Genomic DNA, 539 nt, shown 5'->3' on the forward strand with positions numbered 1-539 from the left:
ACCTGGATCCTGCGCGACACGCCCGGCTGGGACCGCCAGCATTTCGAGGCGGCGATCAAGACCGGTGAAAACACGCCGATCCAGGTCACCAATCCGGTGCCGGTCCACTTCCTCTATCTCTCGGCCTGGTCGACCGGTCCGGGCGTGGTGCAGTTCCGCGACGACGTCTACGCGCTTGATGGCAACAACGAGCTGCAGATCACGTCCGCGCTTTAAATATTTGATTTCTATTTAAAAAGGCCGCCTCTCAGGGCGGCCTTTTTTCATTGATTGGGTGCCGCGGCGTTTTTCACGGGAGGGCGGCTGGACGGATCGGCCGGCTTTGCGCATGGTCGGCGGGAAAGCCTGGAACCGGACCATGGAAGTCGCTGTCTTCATTCTGGTCGTGCTCGTCTTCGTGGCGCTTTCCGGCGCGCTGGTTCGCCTGGTGCGGGTGCCGTTGCCGGTGCTGCAGATTGCGATCGGTGCCGCGCTCGCCTGGCCGGTGCGCGGCATCCATGTCGAGATCAATCCGGAGCTGTTCCTGCTGGTGTTCATTC

2 pseudogenes are annotated in these 539 nt (G+C 62.0%); both read left to right on the forward strand.

Annotation, left to right across the window (positions count from 1 at the left end):
* Positions 1–216 (forward strand): annotated as a pseudogene (locus tag EN969_RS34550) (murein L,D-transpeptidase); the annotation flags it as partial.
* Positions 217–358: 142 nt separating this feature from the next.
* A pseudogene (locus EN969_RS34555) lies at positions 359–539 on the forward strand (Na+/H+ antiporter); the annotation flags it as partial.

It is taken from the genome of Mesorhizobium sp. M7A.F.Ca.CA.003.01.2.1, assembly GCF_003998945.1.
Taxonomy (GTDB): domain Bacteria; phylum Pseudomonadota; class Alphaproteobacteria; order Rhizobiales; family Rhizobiaceae; genus Mesorhizobium; species Mesorhizobium ciceri.